12 protein-coding genes and 1 pseudogene are annotated in these 19248 nt (G+C 61.8%); 5 read left to right on the forward strand and 8 right to left on the reverse strand.

The annotated features are described in order from the left end of the window. Position 1: 1 nt before the first annotated feature. The 3 genes from mdtC to ABLV54_RS22220 are packed head-to-tail and all read right to left on the reverse strand — an operon-like array spanning position 2 to position 7440. Positions 2-3079 carry a multidrug efflux RND transporter permease subunit MdtC gene (gene mdtC, locus ABLV54_RS22210; protein WP_248861089.1) on the reverse strand — a complete coding sequence of 1026 codons (3078 nt, stop codon included), beginning with the start codon at positions 3077-3079 and terminating at the stop codon, positions 2-4. Then, positions 3080-6202, reverse strand: coding sequence for an MdtB/MuxB family multidrug efflux RND transporter permease subunit (locus tag ABLV54_RS22215; RefSeq protein WP_248861088.1), 3123 nt, complete (start codon positions 6200-6202; stop codon positions 3080-3082). Further along, positions 6202-7440, reverse strand: coding sequence for an MdtA/MuxA family multidrug efflux RND transporter periplasmic adaptor subunit (locus tag ABLV54_RS22220; protein ID WP_049013479.1), 1239 nt, complete (start codon positions 7438-7440; stop codon positions 6202-6204). The genes ABLV54_RS22215 and ABLV54_RS22220 overlap by 1 nt, the downstream gene beginning before the upstream one ends. Before the next feature lie 300 nt (positions 7441-7740). Between ABLV54_RS22220 and ABLV54_RS22225 the strand changes: the two genes are divergently transcribed. Beyond that, entirely contained in the window at positions 7741-9015 is a 1275-nt protein-coding gene (locus ABLV54_RS22225; protein WP_348814228.1) for a dicarboxylate/amino acid:cation symporter, read from the forward strand. 274 nt (positions 9016-9289) lie between these two features. Here ABLV54_RS22225 and ABLV54_RS22230 read toward each other — a convergent pair whose 3' ends face one another. The 5 genes and pseudogenes from ABLV54_RS22230 to yegD all read right to left on the reverse strand — a co-directional run bounded on the left by ABLV54_RS22230 (position 9290) and on the right by yegD (position 14612). After that, a complete protein-coding gene (locus ABLV54_RS22230) occupies positions 9290-9901 on the reverse strand; it encodes a transcriptional regulator (protein WP_102006415.1) in 612 nt (203 codons plus the stop codon). 116 nt (positions 9902-10017) lie between these two features. Further along, positions 10018-10158, reverse strand: coding sequence for a small membrane protein (locus ABLV54_RS22235; protein WP_032453469.1), 141 nt, complete (start codon positions 10156-10158; stop codon positions 10018-10020). A gap of 237 nt (positions 10159-10395) precedes the next feature. Further along, a complete protein-coding gene (locus ABLV54_RS22240) occupies positions 10396-11100 on the reverse strand; it encodes a response regulator transcription factor (protein WP_101862011.1) in 705 nt (234 codons plus the stop codon). Between the two features lie 14 nt (positions 11101-11114). Further along, positions 11115-12970, reverse strand: a pseudogene (locus ABLV54_RS22245) (sensor histidine kinase). Positions 12971-13259: 289 nt separating this feature from the next. Then, complete coding sequence (yegD, locus tag ABLV54_RS22250) at positions 13260-14612, reverse strand: molecular chaperone (RefSeq protein WP_023290387.1); 1353 nt, start codon at positions 14610-14612, stop codon at positions 13260-13262. A gap of 137 nt (positions 14613-14749) precedes the next feature. Between yegD and alkA the strand changes: the two genes are divergently transcribed. From alkA to asmA, 4 genes are all read left to right on the forward strand, one after another. Further along, positions 14750-15598 (forward strand): DNA-3-methyladenine glycosylase 2, encoded by an 849-nt coding sequence (gene alkA / locus ABLV54_RS22255; RefSeq protein WP_248861087.1) that lies wholly within the window; start codon positions 14750-14752, stop codon positions 15596-15598. Between the two features lie 114 nt (positions 15599-15712). Next, positions 15713-16354: a uridine kinase gene (udk, locus tag ABLV54_RS22260; protein ID WP_002912442.1), complete on the forward strand. Its 642-nt coding sequence runs from the start codon at positions 15713-15715 to the stop codon at positions 16352-16354. Positions 16355-16444: 90 nt separating this feature from the next. Beyond that, positions 16445-17026, forward strand: a complete 582-nt coding sequence (gene dcd, locus ABLV54_RS22265; protein ID WP_004151145.1) for a dCTP deaminase — start codon at positions 16445-16447, stop codon at positions 17024-17026. A 30-nt stretch (positions 17027-17056) separates the two neighbouring features. Next, a complete protein-coding gene (gene asmA, locus ABLV54_RS22270; protein WP_348814229.1) occupies positions 17057-18904 on the forward strand; it encodes an outer membrane assembly protein AsmA in 1848 nt (615 codons plus the stop codon). Positions 18905-19248 lie beyond the last annotated feature (344 nt).

Genomic DNA, 19248 nt, shown 5'->3' on the forward strand with positions numbered 1-19248 from the left:
CTTATTCGCTTACCGGTTGAGTGGAATGACGCGAAAAACGCAGCCGCAAACGGTCAAAGAAAAGATAGACCACCGGCGTGGTGTAGAGCGTTAACAGCTGGCTCATCACCAGACCGCCGACGATGGTGATCCCCAGCGGCTGGCGCAGCTCGGAGCCGTCGCCGCCGGAGAGCACCAGCGGCAGGGCGCCGAACAGCGCGGCGAGGGTGGTCATCATAATCGGCCGGAAACGCAGCAGGCAGGCCTGGAAAATCGCCTCTTCCGGCGTCAGGTTGCCGGTGCGCTGCGCCTCAAGGGCAAAATCAACCATCATGATGGCGTTTTTCTTCACGATGCCAATTAATAACATGATCCCGATAAGGGCGATGAGGCTGAACGGGGCATCGAATATCTCCAGCGCCAGCAGCGCGCCCACCCCGGCGGAGGGCAGCGTCGAAAGGATGGTCAACGGATGCACATAGCTCTCGTAGAGCATCCCCAGCACGATATAGACCGTGGCGATGGCCGCGAGGATCAGGATCACCTGCGCGTTCATGGTCTGCTGGAACACCTGAGCGGTACCGGCAAAGGAGCCACGTACGATGGACGGCACCCCGAGCTGGGTCATCGCGCGGTTAATCGCCTCGCTGGCTTCCGACAGCGAGCGGCCGGTGGGCAGGTTAAAGGAGATAGTGGACGCCGCCGACAGCCCCTGGTGGTTCACCGACAGCGGGGCGTTGGCCGGCTGCCATTTGGCGAAGTAGGCCAGCGGGATCGGCTTGCCCTCGCTGTTGATGACAAACATCTTATCCAGGGCGCTGACGTCCTGGGTATAGGCCGGGTCGACCTGCATCACCACTTTATACTGGTTCAGCGGCTGGTAGATGGTGGAGATTTGCCGCTGGCCGAAGGCGTTGTTCAGCAGGTTGTTGGCGTCCTGAACGCTGATGCCAAGGCGCGACATGGTATCCCGGTCATAGACCAGGTCCATTTCGGCGCCATTATCCTGCTGATCCGAGTTGACGTCCGCCAGCTCAGGCAGCGCCGCCAGCGCTTTGCGGATCTTCGGCTCCCATTCGCGCAGCGCCGACAGGTCATCGGACAGCAGGGTGTACTGATAGCTGGCGTTCGACTGCCGGCCGCCGACGCGGATATCCTGCACCGCCATCAGGAACAGATTGGCCCCGGGCTCGTTGGCCAGCTTTTTGCGCAGCCGGTCAATCACCTGCTGCGCCGTCTCGTGGCGCTGGTCGCGCGGTTTGAGGGTGATAAACATCATCCCGCTGTTGACCCGCGAGCCGCCGGTAAACCCGGTGACGTTATCCACCGCCGGATCTTCGCGAATGATCTGCATAAAGTCCTGCAGCTTGCCGCGCATCGCCTGAAAGGAGATGCTCTGGTCGGCCTGAATGCCGCCCATCAGCACCCCGGTGTCCTGCTCCGGGAAGAAGGTTTTCGGGATCGAGATATAGAGCCAGACGCTGAGGGCGATGGTGCCCAGCAGCACCAGGCCGGTCAGGCGGCTGTGCTTCAGCACCCATTTTAACGACTTACCATAGCCGCCCTGCATGGCCACCAGCAGGCGGCCAAAGCCGCGGTTGCGCGTCGGCTGGTGGGGTTTGCCGCTTTTCAGCAGCCAGCCGCACATCATCGGCGTCAGGGTGAGGGAGACCGCCAGCGAGATGCCGATCGCCACCGACAGGGTGACGGCGAACTCGCGCAGCAGGCGGCCGGGCAGGCCGCCCATCAGCAGCAGCGGCAAAAACACCGCCACCAGCGACAGGCTCATCGACAGGACGGTAAAGCCGACCTCGCGGCTCCCCTGCAGCGCCGCCTGCAGCGGTTTCATCCCCGCCTCCAGATGGCGGGAGATATTCTCCAGCACCACGATGGCGTCATCCACCACGAAGCCGGTGGCGATGGTCAGCGCCATCAGCGACAGGTTGTTAAGGCTGAAGCCGCACAGGTACATGGCGGCGAAGGTACCGATCAGCGAAACCGGAACCGCTACCGCCGGGATCAGCGTCGCGCGCCCGGATCGCAGGAAGAGGAACACCACCAGGATCACCAGCGCCACCGAGATCACCAGCGTCTGCTCCACCTCCTCCAGCGAGGCGCGAATAGTCGGCGAGCGGTCCTGAGCGATCTGCAGATCGATGGCCGCCGGAATGGTCTGCTGCAGCTCCGGCAGGCGGGCGCGGATGCTGTCCACCGTCTGGATGATATTGGCTTCCGGCAGTTTGCGGATCATCAGCAGGATCGCCGGTTTGGCGTTGGTCATCCCGGCGTTGCGCACATCCTGCACCGAATCCGAGACGGTGGCGACATCCCCCAGCCGCACCGCGGCGCCGTTCTGGTAGTGGACGATCAGCGGCTGATAGTCGGCGGCGGTCTTCAGCTCATCGTTGGTCTGCACCTGCCAGCGGTGGGCGCTGTCCTCCAGCGCCCCCTGCGGTTTGCGCACGTTAGCGTCGCTGATGGCGGTGCGCACCGCGTCCAGCGACACGCCCTGGTTAAACAGCGCCTGCGGGTTGAGGTCGACGCGCACCGCCGGCAGAGAGCTGCCGCCGACGTCGACATCGCCGACGCCGTCGATCTGCGCGATGGTCTGCGCCAGCTGGGTGGAGGCGAAATCATACAGCTCACCCTGGGAGTAGGTGTCCGAGGTCAGCGTCAGGATCATGATCGGCGCATCCGACGGGTTGGCTTTGCGGTAGGTCGGCCGGCTCGGCATCCCGCTCGGCAGCAGGCTTTGCGCGGCGTTGATCGCTGCCTGCACGTCGCGCGCCGCGCCGTTGATATCGCGGTCGAAGTTAAACTCGAGAATGATGCGGGTGCTGCCCAGCGAGCTGGAGGAGGTCATCTCATTGACCCCGGCAATCCGCCCCAGGGAGCGCTCCAGCGGGGTGGCCACCGACGAAGCCATAGTCTCCGGCGAGGCCCCCGGTAGCGAGGCGCTGACCATGATCACCGGGAAATCCACCTGCGGCAGCGGGGCCACCGGCAGCAGCCGGAAGCCGAGAATGCCGCACAGGGTGATGGCCAGCGAGATGAGGATCGTCGCCACCGGGCGGTAAATGAAGAGGGCGAAAAACTTCACTTACGCCTCCTCTTCCTGACGCGGGAAGCGACGCTTCAGATACAGCGACAGGCGGTCGAACAGCAGGTAGATCACCGGGGTGGTGAACAGGGTCAGCACCTGGCTGAGCATCAGACCGCCGACCATGCCGATCCCCAGCGGACGCCGCAGCTCGGCGCCGACGCCGGTGCTCAGCATCAACGGCAGGGCGCCGAGCAGAGCGGCGAGGGTGGTCATCAGGATCGGGCGAAAACGCAGCAGACAGGCCTGATAGATCGCCTCCCGCGGCGGCATACCCTGCTCGCGCTCGGCGGCCAGCGCGAAGTCGATCATCATGATGGCGTTCTTCTTCACGATGCCGATCAGCAGAATAATGCCGATGATGGCGATCACGTCCAGCTCGCTGCCCGCCAGCCACAGCGCCAGCAGTGCCCCGACCCCGGCGGTGGGCAGGGTGGAGAGAATGGTGATCGGATGGATAAAGCTCTCATACAGCACCCCCAGCACGATATACATCGCCACTACCGCGGCAACGACCAGCCAGACGGTGCTGCCGAGCGCCGACTGGAAGGCCAGCGAGCTGCCCTGGAACTGGGTGCGGATATCGGTCGGGAAATCCAGCGACTGTTCGGCGGCGAGGATCGCCTCCACCGCTTCGCCGAGCGAATAGTTGTCCGGCACGTTAAACGAGATGGTGGTCACCGGGAACTGATCGAGGTGGTTCACCGACAGCGGGGTAAAGCGCTGCTCCACCGTGGCGATGGCGGTCAGCGGCACAATGCCGCCGTCGCTGCTGGTCAGGCGGATATTATCCAGCGCCGCCAGGCCCGGCGTCGCTTCGGTATCCTGCTCAAGCACCACCCGATACTGATTCGCCTGGGTGTAAATGGTGGAGATCAGCCGCTGGCCGAAGGCGTTGTACAGCGCGTTATCGACGTCCGCCATCGAGATGCCGAGGCGGCTGGCGCTGTCCCGGTCCACCTTGATGTAGGCGGCCAGGCCTTTGTCCTGCCAGTCGCTACTGACGTCGGCCAGCTGCGGCTGAGCCTGCAGGAGGCTGAGCAGCGGTGGCACCCAGGTGCTCAGCGCCTCGAGGGAGTTCGCCTGCAGTGTGAACTGGTACTGGGTGCGGCTCACCGTGGTGTCGATGGTCAGATCCTGGGTCGGCTGCAGATAGAGCGCCACGCCGGGGACGCCGGCCACCGCCTGCTGCAGACGGCTAATCACCGTCTGAACGCGGTCGTCGCGTTCATCCAGCGGCTTGAGGTTGATCTGCAGGCGGGCGCTGTTCAGCGCCGGGTTGGTGCCGTCGACGCCGACAAACGAGGTCAGGCTCTCCACCGCCGGATCCTTGAGGATAATGTCGGAAACCTGCTGCTGGCGCTGGGCCATGCTGGCGAACGAGACCGACTGCGGCGCCTGGAGGGTGCCCTGGATAATGCCGTTATCCTGAATCGGGAAGAAGCCTTTGGGAATAAAGATCCACAGGAGGATCGACAGCGCCAGGGTGCTCAGAGCGATGCCGAGCGTTAGCCCCGGATGGTTCAGCACCCGGCTCAGCCAGCGGCCATAGACGGCGATCACCCGGTCGAAGAAGCGTTCGCTGGCCCGCGAGAAGCGGTTCTGCTTGCGCAGCGATTCGTGGCTTAACATGCGGGCGCACATCATCGGCGTCAGGGTCAGGGAGACCACCGCCGAGATAAGAATAGCGACGGCAAGGGTGACGGCGAATTCGCGGAACAGGCGGCCGACGATATCGCCCATAAACAGCAGCGGGATCAGCACCGCGATCAGCGAGAAGGTGAGGGAGATAATGGTGAAGCCAATTTCCCCTGCGCCTTTTAGCGCGGCGGCCAGCGGTTTCTCGCCTTTTTCGATATAGCGCGAGATGTTCTCGATCACCACGATGGCGTCATCCACCACAAAGCCGGTGGCGATGGTCAGGGCCATCAGCGTCAGGTTGTTGATGGAGAAATCAAGGAACACCATCACCGCGAAGGTGCCCACCAGCGACAGCGGCACCGCGACGCCGGGAATTATGGTCGCCGGGACGTTGCGCAGGAACAGATAGATGATCATCACCACCAGGGCGATGGCCAGCATCAGCTCAAACTGCGTGTCGCGCACCGAGGCGCGAATATTGGTGGTCCGGTCGGAAAGAACCTGCACCTTCACCGATTTTGGCAGGCTCTCGGTGAGCTGCGGCAGCATCTGGCGAATGCTGTCGGCGGTGTCGATAATGTTGGCCCCCGGCTGACGCTGGACGTTCATCACGATGGCCCGCTGCTGGTTGGCCCACGCCCCCAGCCAGCTGTTCTCTGCGCCTTGTTCGACGCTGGCGACATCGCCAAGGCGGATCGGCGCCCCGTTCTGATAAGCGATAATCAGCCGGCGGTAATCCTCAGCGGACTGCATCTGATCGTTAGCGGAAAGCGTCACCGCGCGGGCCGGGCCGTCGAGGCTGCCTTTCGCCGAGTTGACGTTGGCGCTGGTGATGGCGGTGCGCACGGTTTCGCTGGTCAGGCCGAGGGCGGCGATGGCCTGGGCGTTCAGCTTGACCCGCACCGCCGGGCGTTGGCCGCCGGCGAGGGTCACCAGACCGACGCCGGAAACCTGAGAAATCTTCTGCGCCACCCGGGTCTCCACCATATCCTCCACCTGGGTCATCGGAATGGCCGAGGAGGTGACGGCGAGGGTCATGATCGGCGGATCCGCCGGGTTGACCTTGCTGTAGACCGGCGGGTTGGGCAGATCGCTCGGCAGCAGGTTGGTGGCGGCGTTAATGGCCGCCTGCACTTCCTGCTCGGCGACGTCCAGCGGCAGGGTCAGCTGGAACTGGAGCGTGACGACCGAGGCGCCGCCGGAGCTTTGGGAGGACATCTGCTTAAGGCCGGACATCTGGCCGAACTGGCGCTCCAGCGGGGCGGTGATGGCGGAGGTCACCACGTCCGGGCTGGCGCCCGGATAGAGGGTGACCACCTGGATGGTCGGGTAATCGACCTCCGGCAGGGCGGAGACCGGCAGAAAACGGTAGCCGATGATCCCGGCCAGCAGGATCGCCACCATCAGCAGCGTGGTGGCCACCGGACGCATAATAAATAGCCGGGACGGGCCGCCGGTGCGGCCTGGGGGTAACACCTGCATCAGGAACGCGCTCCGTGTTTACCGCTCTGGCGCGGGGCGGGCTGCGCCTGCTCGCCGCTGCTGGCGGTGACAACTTCCACTTTCGCCCCTTCGGTCAGGCGGTCAATCCCGTCGGTGACCACGCGATCCCCGGCGGAAAGCCCGGCGCTGATCACCACTTTCTGGCTGTCCTGAATCCCCGGGGTGACGCTGTGTTTGCTGACCTTATTCTCATCGTTCAGCACCCATACAAAATGCCCTTCGTTACCCATCTGCAGGGCGGCGGCAGGGATCACCACCGCGTTCTGCTGGGTATCCACCAGCAGGCGGGCGTTAACGAACTGGTTGGGGAACAGGGCGTCGTCCAGATTGCTAAAGCGCGCCTTCAGCTTGATGGTCCCGGTGGTCGCATCGATCTGGTTGTCGAGGCTCAGCAGCTCCCCGACGCTGATTTTCTGCTTATTGGTGCGGTCCCAGGCTTCGACGCTGAGCGCTTTGCCCGCTTTCTGCGCCTGCACCACCGTGGCGATGGTGCTTTCCGGCAGGGTAAAGACCACGTCGATCGGGTGCGTCTGGGTGAGAACCACAATCCCGGTGGTATCCCCGCTGGAAATCTGGTTGCCGATATCCACCTGCTTTAAGCCGACGCGGCCGTCAATCGGCGCGGTGATGCGCGTCCAGTCGAGCTGCAGCTGGGCGCTGGCGACGGCGGCTTCATCGGCCTTTACGGTGCCAGCGGATTCCACCACCAGCGACTGCTGGGTGTCGAGCTCCTGGCGGGAGACGAGGTTGGTTTTCACCAGCTGCTGGTAACGGGCCAGATCGCGGCGGGCGTTGGCCAGGGTGGCGTTATCTTTCGCCAGCTGACCCTGCGCCTGGGCGAGGGCCACCTTAAACTGGCTGGGGTCGATCTGCGCCAGCAGATCGCCGGCTTTGACCTGCTGCCCCTCCTGGAAGTGAAGGCTCAGCAGCTGGCCGTCGACCCGGCTGCGGACGGTGACGGTATTGGCCGCCGTCACGGTACCCAGCCCGGTAAGATAGCGCGGCACCGCTTGTTCGGTCGCGGTGGCGGCTTGCACCGGCGCCAGCGCGCCGCCAAAGCGACCATGGCGCGCGCCGCCCGGCCCCTGCGGACCCTGCCCGGCGGCGGGCGTCCCGCTGCCGCTCGTTCCACGATCGTGCCAGAACCAGTAGGCGGCCCCGGCGATAATCACTACCGCCAGCGCGGCGCCCCAACGACGTATGTTACTGCCTTTCATTAGTTTACGGTCTCATCCTGAAGCGTTTCGCTGAATGATACTAGTTTAGTGAGGGAAGGGGCCGTAAAAATGGAGGAATTATGAAAAGAAGGTTGAGAAATGTCTGGATAACGGCGGCGATGGCGGGCGGTCTCGCCGCCGATTTCCGGGGTGATATCAACTTTTAGTTTAAAAAAGTAAAAAATAGTTGTATCCGCAAGGGCTTTAATTAGATTTATGCGGTGAATAAATCAGTGCATTTCCATAATAATAAAATATGCACTTAAAAATCAACGTGTTGAATAATCAGGGGTCATTGCTGTGGCAAACGCAAACAAACTCACGCTCTTCATCGTCATTTTTATGCTGATGGGGATCCTCTCCGGCGCGGCTATCCATGCCTACGCGACGCCGACCACCATCTCCGCATGGGCAGACAACATCACGCTGCTGACCGATCTGTTTCTGCGCTTAATCAAAATGGTCATCGCGCCGTTGGTGTTCAGCACCCTGACGGTCGGTATTATGCGCCTCGGCGAGACGGCGACCATTGGCCGGGTGGGCGGTAAGGCGATGGTGTGGTTTATCACCTCGTCGGTATTGTCCATTCTCGTCGGGCTGGTGATCGTCACCTTCCAGCACCCGGGCGCCGGGCTAAACCTGACGGTGCCGAAAGAGGCGGTGGATACCGGCCTGGCGGTCAGCGGCATGACCCTGAAAGGGTTCCTGTCGCATACCATTCCCACCAGCATCACCGAGGCGATGGCCAACAACGAGATCCTGCAGATTGTGGTGTTCTCGATGTTCTTTGGCATCGCCGGCGCGTCGCTGGGGGAGAAGTTTAATGCGCCGCTGGTGGCGGCCCTTAACGTGGTGTCGCACATTATGCTGAAGATGACGGGCTATGTGATGTACGTTGCGCCGCTGGCCATCTTCGCCGCCATCTCGTCGGTGATTGCCTCGCAGGGGCTGGGAATTTTGCTCAACTACGCTTCGTTCATTGGCGGTTATTACCTGGCGGTGCTGCTGACCAGCGCGGTGCTGATTGCCGTCGGCTATATGGTGCTCAAGAAAGAGGTCTTCCGTCTGCTGAACATGCTGAAAGATCCGGTGCTGGTGGCCTTTACTACCAGCAGCTCGGAAGCGGCCTATCCGAAGACCCTCGAGCGGCTGGTGAAGTTTGGCTGTTCGCGCAATATCGTCTCGTTCGTCCTGCCGATTGGCTACTCATTCAACCTCGTCGGCTCGATGGTTTACTGCTCTTTCGCCGCGATGTTTATCGCTCAGGCCTATAACGTGTCGCTGAGCTTCAGCGAGATGACGGTCATGATGCTGACCCTGATGCTGGCCTCAAAAGGCATCGCCGGGGTGCCGCGCTCGGCGCTGGTGGTGCTGGCGGCCACCATTCCCAGCTTCCATATTCCGGTTGCCGGGATCCTGCTGCTGATGGGCATCGACCATTTCCTCGATATGGGGCGCTCCGCCATCAACGTGCTGGGCAACGGCATCGCCACCGCCATGCTGTCGAAAAACGAAGGTCTGCTCACCGACGAGGAAGCGCAGCCGGACTGGGAAGCGGAGAAAGTGGAAGTCTGATCCTGCCGCGCCCTCGCGCAGAGGGCGCCATTCCACATGGAAAAAAAGACCCCTGACAGGCACGTCAGGGGCAATGTGACGAAGTATCAGTTTTCCTCGTAAATAGTCTTTTTTCTTATATAAAGGCGCGCGGTAACGTCTTTATACCGAGGAAGCGTCAGAGTTTAACGTTATGTCTGGCAGCGCTGGCGCTTTTTTAGCATTCAGCGGCTATTTTCAGATTTCCGACAATATAGCCAGGTGAAAATCTTATTTTCTTCTGCACGCTATTTGCCTACCAGCGCTCACGTAACAGATTCATAAACTGGAAAAAGTCGTGGTTATTATTCAGGCTGTATTTTTCCATAATCTTATTCTTATGATAAGCGGCGGTGCGGGGGCTGACGCGCTGCAGGGCGGCGATTTTACTCATATCGAGACCTTCGAGAATACCGTGCACCACGGCGGTCTGGGAGCGCGACAGCACGCGATGCGGGCAGCTGGCGCAGCTGAGCTCCCGGCCTGCGTCGTCGGTGGCCGAAGGCGCCATACAATGCTGGAGCTCGCTTTTAATAATCGTCAGCAGTTGCGGAATACTGGCCGTCTTGAGCGAGACAAAAATGACCCCTTTCAGGCAGTTAATCATGAAATCCTCTTCCGGCAGCTGGTCGTAGCTGTGGAGGATAATCAGCGAACTGCCTTTTTTCCTGTTTTTAATCAGCGTATTGCACAGGTAGATTTCGCCGGGGATCACTTCGCAAATGATGATGTCTTCCCCTGACAGGTCATTATTCCGCCAGGAAAAGCGTGCCTGCTGATCGCCCCGGGTGAGGTCATTGACCATGGCGACCAGCGATTCACGGACAAAGGTGTTACGGGTATTGATGGTGACATTAATGTTTCTCATGGCGTTATTTCCTTACGCAAAAACATAACGCCATGCTGTGACACATCCTCCGGGCGTATGCGGTGTGTTGACTGTATTAAAGTACCTGCAATATGTTTTTATTATTCTAAAGTGAATTATTTACGACGCGTCGAACGCTTATCGTTAAAGGTAAATTTTACCCGTTTCCTGTCTTTCAGATAGGAAATAAAACTGTATACAGAGATGCTGAAGAAAAAAATGCATAGCAATAAAACTAACCACGTTTGCATGGCCATCGTTTTTACCTTGGTTGTGTTGCATGGTGTCATAATTTGCCGCGAACGGCTAATACGTTTTGTTATATGTTTTTCTGTCCGCTGAAAATCATACGTCATCATCCTTATGTGGTAGCACTATAAGAAAGTTCTTAAGGTCATCGTCAGTCTCATTCCTCTCATTTCTCTCAGAAAATGAGAAAAATTAACACTTGCGAGTCATTCATATCCAGCACGGCCGCCGACATACCCCGTCCATCAGGAGATAAAGGCCAGCCCCTTACCAAAGATGGCGCGTACGGGCAGGTGGATCCCCTGCTGGCGAGCCTTGTGGCGCAGGCGGCTAACCACCACGTCGATGCGGTGTAGGTCAGGCTCGCTTTCATGGGCGAACAGGCAGGCATGGAGATCCAGCTTGCTGCACACTTCGTTGCGATTGCGCATTAAGAGTTCCACCAGGCGATATTCCTGCTGGGTTAACTCCAGCGTCCGGGCGTCGGGTGAGATCAGTTTATCTTCGTGCAGACGCCACAGCCCGGTGGCGGGGGGTGAGACGGCGCTGGCCGTCTCCGGCGGCGGGGAGGCGGCCGGGCGATCCTGCTGCAGGCGGGCGCCGAGGGCGGTCAGGGTCTCCGCGAGATGGGCGAAGTTAACCGGCTTGATCAGATAGGCATCGGCCCCGAGGCTCAGCGCCTGCAGTTTATCCTGCTGCTGGCCGCGGGCGCTGACCACCACCAGACCGTAGTGCCCCAGCTCGTGCAGGTAGCTCAGCACGCTGAAGCCATCCTCGCCGGGCAGACCGATATCAATCAGCACGATGTCCACCGGATGGCTGTGCAGTTGCCGCCAGAAGGCCTCAGCGCTCCGCGTCCCCCATACCTCGAAGCCGCGATAGCCCAACCAGGCCAGCAGTTCATCCAGCAGATCGGGGTTATCTTCAATTATCGCCAGCCGTAAAGCCATGCGTCGTTCTCCTCTTAAGCAACCGTGGGGAGGGTGAGAATAAAGGTGCAGCCGTCCGGGCCATGCTCGGCCAGCCACAGTTTGCCATCATGAGCCTGCACGATCTGACGCGCAACATACAGTCCGAGACCGGTGCCGCCCGGCACCGGCAACGTATGTTCCCCGCGCCGATAGCGCTCAAAGATCAGTTCCGCCTGCCCGGCGGGGAGGCCAGGACCGTAGTCGCGAATGCGCAGCTCTGTTTGTCCGGCATCGGCGTGAATATCGATGGTGATTTCGCCCGGGGGCGAATACTTGACCGCGTTATCCAGCAGGTTGGCGATGGCGATGCACAGCAGGCCGGCGTCGGCCTGTAGCTGCGGGCTTTCCACCGCGCCGTGATGGCGAATGTTCAGGTAATGGTCGTGGGAGATAGCCACTACCGAGGCCGCCATAGTGATCACCGTCAGCAGGGCGGTCTGCTGGCGGTCGACGTGCAGATCGTGGGAAGCGAGGCGGGCGTCGGCGAGGCAGTTATCGGTGAGCTGCACCAGACGGGTGGCGGCGCGGCCGATGCGATCGAAGCGCGCCTCCTGGCTGTCCGACGCCGCCGAGAGGCGGAGATTCTCCAGCGCGGCCTGGATCACCGCCAGCGGGGTGCGGAATTCATGCGCCACCATGCCCATAAACTGCCGCTGGTGGAAGCTGGCCTCGCGCTCGATCTGCAGCTCGCGCGCCAGGCGCTGCTTCTGCTCCAGCTGACGGTTTTCAGCCCGCACCCGCAGGATGGCAATGATCAGCACCGTAATGATGTGGACGATCAGCGCATACTGCCAGAGGGAATAGATCGCCATATGAAACGGGATAATACCGTGGATCGACAGCTGCACCAGCACCGCGGCGGCGACATAGAACGGCGGCAGGAGCCCCAGCAGGAGGGTGTTGCGGTCGATAGCTTTTTGCGCCACAGCCACCAGGAGGTGAACAGCAGCACCGGAGTGATAATGATAAAGATCACCCCTTCAATCTGCATGGCGAGGCCGTAAAACCCCAGCGGAATGCTGACCTGCAGCAGCAGGTTGAGCGCCACGGCGGCGATCAGCAGCCGGTAAAGCCGCGGCATATTTTTCTTCAAATCAAATATCTCGCTGTGCAGCCACAGGGCGGTGGCATAGCTGAACAGGGAGAGGCTGCTGATCATAAAGTCCTGGAAGGGCAGCGCGGCGCGGCCGAAGAACCACTCCGGGAAGCCGTGCAGGGCGGCCACCAGCGGATAATTGAGCGAGAAGAAGCAGATGCCCCACAGCAGACGCCGGCGCAGGGCCAGGGCCAGCCACAGCGCCACGCCGCTGGCGACCGCCGCCAGGCCAAAATAGAAGCTCCAGAAGGCGGTGTCGGCGGTGGCCCGCTGCAGATAGGCCTGCGGAGAAGAGAGGGAGGCCAGCAGGATCAGGGTGCTGGTGCTTTGCAGGCGAAAGACCATCTCATAGCCGGCGGCGGTGGGCGGCGGAGGGAGGATCAGCACGCTTTCCCGATAGTGGAGATCGCTCTCCCGGGCGATGTCACGGTCGCCAAAGGTCCGCGCGGTCCACGGCGCGTCGCTGCCCAGTGGCCGGTAATAGAGAGTCAGGTGGTCGACGAAAGAGGGACCAATCTGCAGCCAGCGCGACTCGCCGGCAAACCAATCACCCGGCAGCTCGCTGCGCAGCCACAGGGTTTTGCGTGAATAGCCGAAGGAGGGGATTTGCCGGGTGGTGGCGAGCTGGTCCACGGGCAGGTCGGCAAAGCGATCGATGGTCATCTGGCCGCTGTCGTCCGCGTACCACTCGACGGGGATATCTGTTCCCAGTTGTCGGGGCGCCGACTGCGCCTGCGGGGCGATCAGCAGCAAGAGCAATCCGCAGCTGACCAGCCAGCCTGCCAGGAACCGCGGCCGGCAACGCCGGACCGCTGCGAAGATCGCAGACACCCTTTTCAATCACGCCCCCTTGCGGCATGCAAAGATTACTGACCGCAGACGACTGGCTACGGTATGGATAATACGCCCCCGGAAGCGGAGGAAAGTGGACAGGCCTGTCCGGACGAACAGGCCATTTTGCGTGGGAGACCAGGAATATTCCAGCGTAATCTGCAACGCCGCGATCAGGACAGACCTGCTGCGCGGCAGCGCCGGGCAAGGGCTAGCGGAAAACCACCTGCGCCCAGCGGGCCAGCCCGGCGGTTACTGAGCCAAAATCATCCCCACCGGCCAGCGGAATACCCGGGAGCTTGGCCGCCAGCGCCTTTTTGATCAGCGGTGAGCGGGCGCTACCGCCGGTCAGATAGATCACGTCCGGGGTGGTCTGGCTGCTGTCGAGGGCAAGCTGCACCTGTTCCATAATGCGGCTCAGCGGCTGATCCAGCGCCGCTTCCAGCCCCTGCCGGGCGATGGCGGTGGCCAGCTCGTCCTGAATAAACGGCAGCGCGGTCTCGACGCTGTCCGCGCTGGAGAGGGCGATTTTGCTCTCTTCGGCGCTGCGCACCAGACGATAGCTCAGGCGCTGACGCCAGACCTTCAGCAGCAGGGCCACTTTATCGGCATCCCGGGCGCTGCGCAGCAGGTCGTTAAGCAGACGGCCGTTGGCGGTGCTGTAGAAGTCGCTCTGCGCCGGGACGTCGTTGATCGCCACCGCGTTCCACCACGGAAGGATCGGCAGCGCGGTGCCTTTCTCCGTTTCGCCGCCCATGCCAAGCAGGGGCATCAGGCATTTGAAGGCCAGGGCAATATCGAGGTCGTTACCGCCGATGCGGCAGCCGCTGTGGCCGAGCAGGCTCTGCTGGCGGTCGGCGCGCTCCCGCCACTGCGGGCCCATCAGCAGCAGGGAGCAGTCGGTGGTCCCGCCGCCAATATCGACGACCAGCACCCGCTTCTCTTCACTGAGGGTGGCTTCGAAATCCAGCCCGGCGGCCACCGGTTCAAACTGGAAGACCACATCGCGGAAACCGGCGCGAAGGGCGGCCCGCTCAAGGATCCCCTGCGCCTGGGCGTTGGCTTCGTCGCCGCCCAGGCCCTGGAAGTTGATCGGCCGGCCTATCACCGCCTGGTCGATCTGCTCGGGCAGCTGGCTTTCCGCCTGCAGCTTGATGTGCAACATCATGGCGCAGACCAGGTCTTCAAACAGGGCCACCTGCTGCGGCTTGAGGCCGCTGGCGCCGAGGAAGGACTTTGGCGATTTGACGAAGTAGACCTCTTCCGGATCTTCAACATACTGATGCAGGGAGGCGAGGCCGAACTGCACGCTGTTGCGCAGCACCTCGATGTCTTCGTCGCGGTTGGCGGCGATGGCCCGGCGCAGCAGCGCCTGGTTTTCGTCGCTGTGGGTCGGCACCTCGTGATGGCGATAGAGCCACTCGCTGACCGCTTCGCGCGTCGGCGCGCAGAGCATGGAGGGCAGCAGCGCGCTGCCGTTTTCCAGCGTCAACAGCTGGGGCTTGTTTTCCCGCATCACGGCCACCGAACAGTTGGCGGTGCCGTAGTCAAAACCAATAAACATCGTCTGCAAAATCCCCATGCCGGTGAAGAAGGGGGGCGACTTTAGCGGATCGCCGTCATGCCGACAACCGGAATTTAAAAGCAAGGCGCTGACGGTGAAGGGCGACTATCATTGAAACGCTATATAAAGGAGAGCTTATGGTGCTGTTACCCTGGACCCCGCCCTACGACTGGGGGTGGATGGTTGGTTTTCTGCAGGCGCGCGCAGTCGCCGGCGTCGAGCGTTTTCATGACGGAGGCTACAGCCGCAGCTTTCGCGTAGCAGGCCACGGCGGGCTGATTCATCTGGCGCCGGACGAGGAGGCGCAGGGCCTGCGGGTGACGCTCTCCCCGGGGCTGCAGCCGGTGGCGGAGATCTGCTATGCGCGAATTGGCCAGCTGTTTGATCTGGCCTGCGACCCGCAGCAGGTCGCTCGCACGCTGGGCGATCTGGCGCAGGCGCGGCCGGGGCTGCGCCTGCCCGGGGCGCTGGACGCTTTCGAACAGGCGGTGCGCGCGGTGCTCGGCCAGCTGGTGAGCGTGGCGATGGCCGCCCGGCTCACCGCCAAAGTGGCGGCCGGCTGGGGCGAACCGCTGGCGGACGCCCCCGGCTATGTTCTATTCCCAACGCCGGAGGCGCTTTCCCGGGCCGATCCGCAGGCGCTGAAGGGGCTGGGGATGCCGCTTCGCCGCGCGGAGGCGCTGATCCACCTTGCCCGGGCGGCGGTCAGCGGCGAGCTGCCCCTGACCGCGCCGGCGGATATCGACGCCGGGCTGCGTCAATTGCAGACTTTGCCCGGGATTGGCCGCTGGACGGCCAGTTACTTTGCCCTGCGCGGCTGGCAGGCGAAGGATATCTTTTTGCCGGACGACTACCTGATTAAACAGCGCTTTCCGGGAATGACCCCGGCCGCCATCGCCCGCTATGCTCGCCGCTGGCAGCCGATGCGATCTTATGCGCTGTTGCATATCTGGTATACCGATGACTGGGCGCCGGCGGCGGAATAGCCGTCCGGGGCGCATACCACTGGTATCGGGGCGCTGAAATCCCTATAATTGCCGCGTTTGGCGGTCCGCCGCCACCCTCCATCTCTATCCAGGTTAATCAGGTCGCAAAAATTTATGACTGATATGTCCCATCAGTGCGTCATTGTAGGCATCGCCGGCGCATCGGCTTCTGGCAAAAGTCTTATTGCCAGTACTCTCTATCGCGAATTGCGTGAACAAGTTGGCGACGAACATATTGGCGTCATTCCGGAAGACAGCTATTACAAAGATCAAAGTCATCTGTCGATGGAAGAGCGCGTCAAAACTAACTATGACCACCCGAGCTCAATGGACCACAGTCTGTTGTTCCAGCACCTGCAGATGCTGAAAAGCGGCCAGCCGATTGAACTGCCGGTCTACAGCTACGTCGAGCATACCCGCACGCCGAACACCATTCACGTCGAGCCGAAGAAGGTGATTATTCTTGAAGGGATCCTGCTGCTGACCGATGCGCGCCTGCGTAACGAGCTCAACTTCTCTATTTTCGTCGACACCCCGCTCGATATTTGCCTGATGCGCCGCATTAAGCGCGACGTTAACGAGCGCGGCCGCTCCATGGACTCGGTGATGGCCCAGTATCAGAAGACCGTGCGTCCGATGTTCCTGCAGTTTATTGAGCCGTCGAAGCAGTATGCCGACATCATCGTGCCGCGCGGCGGCAAAAACCGCATCGCGATTGATATTCTGAAGGCCAAAATCAGTCAGTTCTTTGAATAACCTGGCCGAATTGTGTAACGTGCAAAGAGTAGCCCTGTTGCCCTCTCCGCCGCGAAGCGTGCGGGAAGCAGCCTTATAAGGAGAAAGCCCATGCGTCTGTGTGACCGAGATATCGAAGCCTGGTTGGATGAAGGGCGACTGGCCATCAATCCGCGCCCGCCCGTTGAGCGTATTAATGGCGCGACGGTTGATGTACGGCTGGGTAATAAATTCCGCACCTTCCGCGGCCACACGGCGCCGTTTATCGATTTAAGCGGCCCGAAGGCCGAGGTGAGCGCCGCGCTGGACCGCGTGATGAGCGAAGAGATCGTTCTGCCGGAAGGGGAGGCCTTTTTCCTGCATCCGGGCGAACTGGCGCTGGCGGTGACCTATGAGTCGGTCACCCTGCCTGCCGACCTGGTGGGCTGGCTTGACGGGCGCTCCTCGCTGGCGCGCCTGGGGCTGATGGTGCACGTGACCGCGCACCGCATCGACCCGGGCTGGTCCGGCTGCATCGTGCTGGAATTCTACAACTCCGGCAAGCTGCCGCTGGCGCTGCGCCCGGGGATGCCCATCGGCGCGCTGAGCTTTGAACCGCTATCGGGCCCGGCGGCCCGGCCGTATAACCGCCGTGAAGACGCCAAATATCGCGACCAGCAGGGCGCGGTGGCGAGCCGAATCGACAAGGATTGATAACGTCAACGGGGTGTTGCTGAGGGTGCCATGAGACGAATACTGACAACGCTGATGATCCTGCTGGCGGTCATTGTCGCCGGGCTTACCTCGTTGGTATTGCTGGTCAATCCCAACGATTTTCGCGCCTATATGGTGCATGAGGTGGCAGAGCGCAGCGGTTATCAGCTTGAACTCGATGGCCCGCTGCGCTGGCACGTCTGGCCGCAGCTCAGCATTCTCAGCGGGCGCATGACGCTGACCGCCAGAGGCGCTGAAGAGCCGGTGATCCGCGCCGACAACATGCGCCTCGACGTGGCGCTGCTGCCGCTGCTTTCGCACCAGCTGCAGGTGAAGCAGGTGATGCTCAAGGGGGCGGTGATCCAGCTGACCCCGAAAACCGAGGCGGTTCGCGACAGCGCGGCGCCAGTGGTGCCGCATGACAATACTTTGCCGCTGGCCCCGGAGGACCGCGGATGGTCCTACGACGTGCGACAGCTGCAGGTGGCCGACAGCGTGCTCTTCTTCCAGCATGAAAATGGCGAGCAGGTGACCGTGCGCGATATCCGCCTGCAGATGGAGCAGGATGAGAATCACCGGGCCACCGTCGATTTCTCCGGCCGCGTCAACCGCGACCAGCGCGACCTGGCGCTGAACTTCTCCGCCACCGTGCAGGGCGGCGACTATCCGCATTCGTTAAAAGCCGACTTTAGCCAGCTCAGCTGGCAGCTGCGCGGCGCCGAGCTGCCCCCCGACGGCATCAATGGTCAGGGGAGTCTGCAGGCCAGCTGGCAGGAAGATAGCAAGACCCTGCGCTTTGATAATCTGAACCTGATGGCCAGCGGCAGCACCCTCACCGGCAACGGCAGCGTGGTGCTGGGAGACCGCCCGGACTGGTCATTGGATCTGCACGCCACCACCCTGAATCTCGACAGTCTGCTGGCGTCCTCTTCGCCGGCGACCGACAGCAGCGCCAGCCAGCAGGGCCAGAGCCAGACGCGCCCGCTGCGTCCGGTGATCGCCGACAGCGATGAGCGCGAAGATTACCAGAGCCTGCGCGGCTTTACCGGCCGGATGGCCCTGAGCGCCGACCAGCTGCAGTGGCGCGGCCTGAACTTCACCCAGGTGCAGAGCGAGATCAGCAATAAGCAGGGGCTGCTTACGGTCAGCAAAATGCAGGGCAGCCTCGACGGCGGCCAGCTTTCCCTCCCCGGCACCCTTGATGCCCGCGGCGACACGCCGCAGGCGACGTTCCAGCCGGCGCTGCAGAACGTGGAGATCGGTTCGCTGATCAAAGCCTTCAACTATTCCTTAAGCCTGACCGGCAAGCTGTCGCTGACCGGCGAGTTTTCCGGAGCGCGCATTGACGCGGATGATTTCCGCCGTCGCTGGCAGGGCCTGGCGCAGATCCAGATGACGGATACCCGTACCGAGGGGCTTAACTTCCAGCAGCTGGTGCAGCAGGCCGTGGAGCGCAGCACCAACGTCCGGGCGCAGGAAAATTACGATAACGCCACCCGGCTGGATGCCGTGAGCAGCCAGCTGACGCTGGATAACGGGCTGGTGACGCTGAACCGCGTGCAGGGGCAGTCCGACGTGATGGCAATGACCGGCGAAGGACAGCTCGATCTGCAGAAAGAGAACTGCGATATGCGCTTTAACGTGCGCGTGCTCGGCGGCTGGAAAGGTGAGGGCAAGCTTATCGACCGCCTGAAGCAGACCGCCATCCCGCTGCGCATCTATGGCGACTGGCAGTCGCTGAGCTACAGCCTGCAGGTGGACCAGATCCTGCGTAAACAGCTGCAGGATGAAGCGAAGCAGCGCCTCAACGACTGGGTCGAACGTAATAAAGGCAGCAAAGAGAGCAAAGACGCCAAAAAGCTGCTCGATAAGCTGTAATCGTCCGGACCAGCAGCCCGGGACTACCGGGCTGTGAGCATGTCGTCAAAGTATGATGTCACGTGGATGCCTGGCGGCGGCTACGCCTGACCCGGCCTGGGATGTGCAGCGGGAGGTAATCCCCCGGTTTGCGTCGCTATCCTGTAGGCCTGATAAGCGAAGCGCCATCAGGCAGTGTGGCGGCGGTAGAGCATCAATTCCCTGTGACGTGAGCGTGTCGTCCAGGTGTGATGTCACGTGGATGCCGGGTCGCGGCTACGCCTGACCCGGCCTGGGTTGTGCAGCGGGAGGTAATCCCCCGGTTTGCGTCGCCATCCCGTAGGCCTGATAAGCGAAGCGCCATC

The organism is Klebsiella sp. JB_Kp042 (assembly GCF_040065275.1).
Taxonomy (GTDB): Bacteria; Pseudomonadota; Gammaproteobacteria; order Enterobacterales; family Enterobacteriaceae; genus Klebsiella; species Klebsiella quasipneumoniae.